Source organism: Brevibacterium sp. (genome assembly GCF_022712115.1).
Lineage (GTDB): Bacteria > Actinomycetota > Actinomycetes > Actinomycetales > Brevibacteriaceae > Brevibacterium > Brevibacterium salitolerans.
This window is the reverse complement of the sequence record NZ_JALAHB010000008.1, coordinates 1-5,827: the sequence shown is the minus strand read 5'-3', so window position 1 is coordinate 5,827 and position 5,827 is coordinate 1. Positions and strand designations below refer to the sequence as shown.

The window sequence follows — 5,827 nt, the reverse complement described above, 5'->3', positions numbered from 1 at the left end:
GGCGCACGAAGTGGTGCGGGCGTCCTCAGCACGAGTGCTTCCGACGCGGATGCGCCGGGAGCGGCAGGTGCGGCTCGCACGGGCGCGGTTCGGGGAGACTGGGCGCGTGCGGCGAGGCGGCCGGGGATGTACCTGTGTTCGGCGGCCACACCGCCGGGCCCGGGGGCGCATGGGATGTGCGGCTACCTGGCCGCACAGCAGGCGATCGAGGATCTGGACAGGAAGAGGACAGCGAGATGACGCACGGCGACGAAGCACACGGCGGAGCAGGCGCAGCCGCGGAGGGAGGTGACGGCCGCACGGCAGTGGGGAGCGCTGCGGCGGCGGACGGGACTTCCACCGGCCGGGCACACGACACCGCCGGCCGGCGCACGCTCGCAGGACGCACGCTCCTCATGAGCGGCGGCAGCAGGGGCATCGGCCTCGCGATCGCGCTGCGGGCCGCGCGCGACGGGGCCAACGTGGCGATCATGGCCAAGACGGATCAGCCGCACCCCAAGCTGGAGGGCACCGTCCACACGGCTGCCGCGCAGATCGAGGCGGCCGGCGGACGGGCGCTGCCGATCATCGGCGATGTGCGCTTCGAGGAGTCGGTGGCCGAGGCCGTGGAACGGACGGCGGCGGCATTCGGCGGGATCGACGTCGTGGTGAACAACGCGAGCGCCATCGACCTCTCCCCCACGGACCAGCTGCCCATGAAGAAGTACGACCTCATGCAGGACATCAACGCCCGCGGCTCCTTCCTCCTGGCGAAGACCGCGCTGCCGCATCTGCGGAAGGCGGCGGATGGTGCGCACGTGCTCACGCTGTCCCCGCCGCTCAACCTCAACCCGCACTGGGCGGGGAAGCACCTGGGCTACACGATGTCCAAGTACGGCATGTCCCTCGTGACGCTGGGGCTGGCGGAGGAGCTGCGGGACGAGCGCATCGCGGCGAACAGTCTGTGGCCGCGCACCACCATCGCGACGGCAGCCGTGCAGAACGTCCTGGGAGGTGATGCGCTCACCGCGCGCAGCCGCACTCCGGAGATCATGGCCGATGCGGCGTGGACGATCCTCACCCGCGATCCCGCGGCATGCACCGGTCGCTTCCTCATCGACGAGGACGTGCTGCGCGAGGAGGGCGTCACGGACTTCAGCGGCTATCTGCCCGGTGGAGGGGCAGACGGCGCGGGCGGCGCGGGCGGCGCGGGCGGCGCAGAAGACTCGGTGCGTGAAGAGGACCTCGAACTGGACATCTTCCTCGACGGCTGAGTGCCGCGAGGAAGGATAGGGCACATGGGCTCTCTTGTGGTCGCGCGCGGTGTCGCCGACGACGAGGACCTCCTCCGCCTCCTTCTGGAGCTTCCCGCCGGGAAGCGGCAGCCGAACCTGTTTTTCGCCGCAGCCAGGCACTGTGGAGCACCCCCGTCGGATTATTCGTCGTTCGGGAAGTGGGTCCGCGATCACTGGGAACCGGTCCGACGGACCGTCCTCGAACGTGCGACGCAGACGAACGAAGCGGGCCGTTGTGCGGCTCTCCTCCCTTTCCTGTCCTCCCTCGCCGGGCCCCTTGCACTCATCGAAGTAGGAGCCTCGGCAGGTCTGTGTCTCTACCCGGACCGGTACAGCTACGAGTTCACCGGCGAAGGGACGACAATACCGCTCGATCCCGCGGACGGTCCCAGCACGGCCGTCCTCCCGTGCGCGCTCGACGGTGTGTCGACTCCATCGCGCCTGCCCCACGTCGTATGGCGTGCGGGAATCGATCTCAACCCTCTCGACGTCACAGATGCGGGCGACCGGGCGTGGCTGAGCACTCTGAAATGGCCGGAGCACGAGCAGAGGCGCTCACGCCTCGAAGCGGCGGCGGCGATCGCAGCAGTGGATCCACCGGTACTCGTGGAGGGCGATCTCAGCGCTTCCCTCGACTCCCTGGTCGCCGCGGCGCCGGCAGAGGCCACCGGCGTCGTCTTCCACACGGCCGTGCTCGCCTACCTCAGCGCGGAGGACCGTCGCACGTTCTCCGATCGAATGCTCGCCCGGAAGGACCTCGTGTGGGTGAGCAACGAAGGCGTGAATGTGCTGCCTCACCTTGCGGAAGAGCACACTCTCGTTCCGGATGGCAGGTTCGTCCTGTGCGTCGACGGTGTGCCAATCGCTCGCACAGGACCGCATGGACAGAGCTGTGAGGCTCTTGACTGAACGGACCAGCCCGGCGCCGCCACAGGAGTGCAGGTACGCGTCCGACCTGAAGTCGTTTGGCACGTTGCCAAACGACTTGGGAGACGACTGCCACGCCCGAACCTCCCTCCACAGACGCGTCTCTGCAGGTCAAGAAGTTGTTCTCAGTTCTTTGCAGTTGTTTCGGGTTGTTTCAGCAACTCATCGGTCACTGGCGATCCACCGCACTCCGGCTCCGCGATCCGGCCCTTCAGGGTCCTTCACCGCCGTGCCGATCTGCTTGAGGAAGCGAAACAGAGCGGTCGCTTCCTTCGAATCGATTCCGGTCGCCGCAACAACCTCGCGGTTCGACAACGCCTGCCCCTCCGCCAGGTGCGCTTCCACCCACGCCTGCGCAGACGCCCCCGAGCGCAGCAACGACCACGCAGCGTCTTCATCCATGAGGCTCCGGAGACGTGGGCTTCCGCGGTGGGGCTCACGCCGTTCACTCTGTGCGGAGGGTCTGACACGGGAGGAATCAGCACGATCCTGAGATCACCCGGTCGCCTTCAGCTCGCCGGCACCAGCTCCGTATGCGTGGGGTATCGCAGGCACAGTGCCTTGTCGAGGGTAGCGAGGACTGTTCCCCGCGAGGCCGCGAGAGAGACCAGGTACGAGTCCGTCACCTGTTTGTACCCGCGCACGCTGTCCAACTTCGCTGCCGCGTAGGAGAGCGAATCCGACCAGAAGACATAGCGCTCCTGCTGGTACAGGGAATCGAGAAGGGACTGCACCGCAGCTGCAGTGCCGCCGGACCGCACCACGAAACGCATCAGCGCACCTTCCGCCACCGGCGAAACCGCGAGGGAACTTCGAGCTGCGCTCCACAGATCCACTGCCCCATGATGGACGTGACCGATCTGAGTCAGCGCAATGAGCACATTCGCGTCAAGGAGGGGCGGTTGGGTCACCACTGCGATCAGTCCTCTTCGATGAGCTCGGCAACCTCTTCAGACGTGACCCTCCGGCCGAGGTCCATGCACGGAGTACCGGACACTTCGCTGTATCTGATCTCGACGGGGCGGGAAAGCTGCTCGAGCCCACGGGCAGCCAGGTCGACGAGGACAGCGGAGACCGACTGGCCGCGCTCCTCCGCGAGAGCGCGCACCCGGGCATCTATGTCGTCCGGCAGGTTCACAGTGGTCCTCATGCATGCATCATACCCGCATCATGCATGCATCACCAGGGATCACCGCCTCCCGGACACCCATGCATGCAGACCGCATGCATGGGTGTTGCACTCCAGATCCGCGAAGTCCCCGAGGAGGTCCGCAGCGCTCTCGCCGCGCAGGCCGCACAGCGGGGACAGTCGATGCAGGCCTATCTGCTCGGCGTGCTCATACGTGAGGCTCGGTACTCCGGAAACGTCGTCCTCATCACCAGCACCTCCCCCATGCGCATAGAGTTCCCCACCTCACCGGCGCCGGAGCAGATCGTCCGCGAAGGCCGTGAGGACGGTTTCGGCAGGGATCGGGAAGAGCTCGTGTGATCGTCCTGGATGCCGGCGTGTGGGTACGAGCACTCGCAGACTCCAGCTCACTGGGCGACGTGTGCAGGGCGGAGATGCGCACAGACTCCGAATGGGCGGCACCGGCGCACACTCCCCTTGAGGTCCTGCGCACGTTGCGGCCGCGCTGCATTTCGAATGCCCTCTCCTCACCTTGGATGCGCGCCTCGCCAGAGCCGTCACCTCACTGGGCATCGTCACACGGGTCCCCACAGCCGGCTCGCTCTGAGGCGCCCGCTGCCGGTTCGGGCCGCCTCGTCGCACTACGCGACACCGCGCCTCCGGGTTCATACGTCGCAGCGTATGAACCCGGAGGCGCGGTGGGGCAAGGCGGAGCTGCAGTGAGGCAGCGACGCTCCGTTCTTCAGGCGGCGAGCCCCACCCGGATCAGGCGGCCCCGCATCGGTCGCACCTCACACCCCGCGCACCTCACGCGCGGTGGTCGAGCTCCTCGTCGCTCGGCACCCAGATGCCGCGCTCCTTCGCCACCTCGTGCGCACGGTCGTAGCCGGCGTCCACGTGGCGCAGGACGCCCATGCCCGGATCGTTCGTGAGCAGGCGCTCGAGCTTCTGGGCCGCCAGCTCGGTGCCGTCGGCCACGGAGACCTGGCCAGCGTGGATGGAGCGGCCCATGCCCACGCCGCCGCCGTGGTGCAGAGAGACCCACGTGGCACCCGAGGAGGTGTTGACGAGCGCGTTGAGCAGCGGCCAGTCAGCCACGGCGTCCGTGCCGTCCGCCATGCCCTCGGTCTCGCGGTAGGGCGAGGCGACGGAGCCGGAGTCCAGGTGGTCGCGGCCGATCACGATGGGTGCGGACACCTTGCCCTCGGCCACCAGGCGGTTGAAGAGGAGCCCGGCCTGATGCCGCTCCTTGTAGCCCAGCCAGCAGATGCGCGCGGGCAGGCCCTCGAACTCCACGTACTCCTGCGCGGCGTCCAGCCAGGTGTGCAGGTGCTCGTTCTCCGGGAAGAGCTCCTTGAGGGCGGCATCCGTGACCTCGATGTCCTTGGGATCGCCGGAGAGCGCCACCCAGCGGAACGGCCCGAGGCCCTCGCAGAAGAGCGGCCGGATGTAGGCGGGGACGAAGCCGGGGAACTCGAAGGCGCGGTCGTAGCCGGCCTTGCGCGCCTCGTCGCGGATCGAGTTGCCGTAGTCGAACACCTCGGCACCGCGGTCCTGGAACTCCACCATCGCCCGCACGTGCGCGGCCATGGACTCCTGCGCGCGGAGCGTGAACTTCTCCGGGTCCTCCTCGGCCTCGTCGTGCCAGTCGTCGAGCGCGACGCCGAGCGGCAGGTAGGACAGGGGATCGTGCGCGGAGGTCTGGTCGGTGACGATGTCGACCTCGGCGGCCTCGGGACGGTCGAGCAGCAGCGGCAGGATCTCCGCGGCATTGCCCACGAGGCCCACCGAGAGAGCGCGCTTCTCCTGCTTGGCGGCGAGGACCTTGGCGAGAGCGGCGTCGAGGTCCGTCTCCACCTCGTCGAGGTAGCGCTTGGACTGACGGCGCTTGAGGCGCGTCTCGTCCACGTCGATGATGAGGCACGCGCCGCCGTTGAGCGTGACGGACAGCGGCTGCGCGCCGCCCATGCCACCGCAGCCGGCGGTGACGGTGAGCGTGCCCGCCAGAGTGCCGCCGAACCGCTTGCGCGCCACCGCGCCGAAGGTCTCGTAGGTGCCCTGGAGGATGCCCTGCGTGGCGATGTAGATCCACGAGCCGGCCGTCATCTGGCCGTACATCATGAGCCCCTCGGCCTCGAGCTTGCGGAAGTGCTCCCAGTTCGCCCAGTCGCCCACGAGGTTGGAGTTGGCGATGAGCACGCGCGGCGCCCACTCGTGGGTGCGGAGCACGCCCACCGGCTTGCCGGACTGCACCAGGAGGGTCTCATCGGACTCGAGCTCGTCGAGGGTGCGGACGATCGCGTCGTACGCCTCCCAGGAGCGGGCCGCGCGGCCCGTGCCGCCGTAGACCACGAGATCCTCGGGGCGCTCCGCCACCTCGGGGTCGAGGTTGTTCATGAGCATGCGCTTGGGCGCCTCGGTCTGCCAGGACTTCGCCGTGATCTCCGTGCCGCGGGGCGCGCGGATCACGCGAGAGGGATCGTGCGTGGTGTGGGCC

The 5,827-nt window shown here is 68.4% G+C and carries 7 protein-coding genes; 3 read left to right on the top strand and 4 right to left on the bottom strand.

Annotated elements, in window-relative coordinates; genetic code table 11:
- Window positions 1–305: 305 nt before the first annotated feature.
- Together Q0A33_RS00285 and Q0A33_RS00280 are read left to right on the top strand one after the other, a co-directional pair.
- Window positions 306–1,253: an NAD(P)-dependent oxidoreductase gene (locus Q0A33_RS00285; protein ID WP_291791436.1), complete on the top strand. Its 948-nt coding sequence runs from the start codon at window positions 306–308 to the stop codon at window positions 1,251–1,253.
- 24 nt (window positions 1,254–1,277) lie between these two features.
- Window positions 1,278–2,183: a DUF2332 domain-containing protein gene (locus Q0A33_RS00280; protein WP_291791434.1), complete on the top strand. Its 906-nt coding sequence runs from the start codon at window positions 1,278–1,280 to the stop codon at window positions 2,181–2,183.
- 180 nt (window positions 2,184–2,363) lie between these two features.
- Here Q0A33_RS00280 and Q0A33_RS00275 read toward each other — a convergent pair whose 3' ends face one another.
- The 3 genes from Q0A33_RS00275 to Q0A33_RS00265 all read right to left on the bottom strand — a co-directional run bounded on the left by Q0A33_RS00275 (window position 2,364) and on the right by Q0A33_RS00265 (window position 3,351).
- The gene (locus tag Q0A33_RS00275; RefSeq protein WP_291791431.1) at window positions 2,364–2,603 is read right to left on the bottom strand and encodes a hypothetical protein; all 240 of its coding nucleotides are present in this window, start codon (window positions 2,601–2,603) and stop codon (window positions 2,364–2,366) included.
- 107 nt (window positions 2,604–2,710) lie between these two features.
- A complete protein-coding gene (locus tag Q0A33_RS00270) occupies window positions 2,711–3,112 on the bottom strand; it encodes a PIN domain-containing protein (protein WP_363316510.1) in 402 nt (133 codons plus the stop codon).
- An 8-nt stretch (window positions 3,113–3,120) separates the two neighbouring features.
- A complete protein-coding gene (locus Q0A33_RS00265; RefSeq protein ID WP_291791425.1) occupies window positions 3,121–3,351 on the bottom strand; it encodes a CopG family transcriptional regulator in 231 nt (76 codons plus the stop codon).
- Window positions 3,352–3,429: 78 nt separating this feature from the next.
- Between Q0A33_RS00265 and Q0A33_RS00260 the strand changes: the two genes are divergently transcribed.
- Window positions 3,430–3,690, top strand: coding sequence for a hypothetical protein (locus tag Q0A33_RS00260; RefSeq protein WP_291791422.1), 261 nt, complete (start codon window positions 3,430–3,432; stop codon window positions 3,688–3,690).
- Between the two features lie 447 nt (window positions 3,691–4,137).
- Here Q0A33_RS00260 and hutU read toward each other — a convergent pair.
- On the bottom strand, window positions 4,138–5,827 hold a 1,690-nt coding region (hutU, locus tag Q0A33_RS00255; RefSeq protein WP_291791419.1), incomplete at its 5' end, for a urocanate hydratase.

Coding starts and splice junctions, on each gene's coding strand:
- Q0A33_RS00275 (WP_291791431.1), bottom strand. CDS start 2,603: ATGGATGAAGACGCTGCGTGGTCGTTGCTGCGCTCGGGGGCGTCTGCG.
- Q0A33_RS00265 (WP_291791425.1), bottom strand. CDS start 3,351: ATGAGGACCACTGTGAACCTGCCGGACGACATAGATGCCCGGGTGCGC.
- Q0A33_RS00260 (WP_291791422.1), top strand. CDS start 3,430: ATGGGTGTTGCACTCCAGATCCGCGAAGTCCCCGAGGAGGTCCGCAGC.
- Q0A33_RS00280 (WP_291791434.1), top strand. CDS start 1,278: ATGGGCTCTCTTGTGGTCGCGCGCGGTGTCGCCGACGACGAGGACCTC.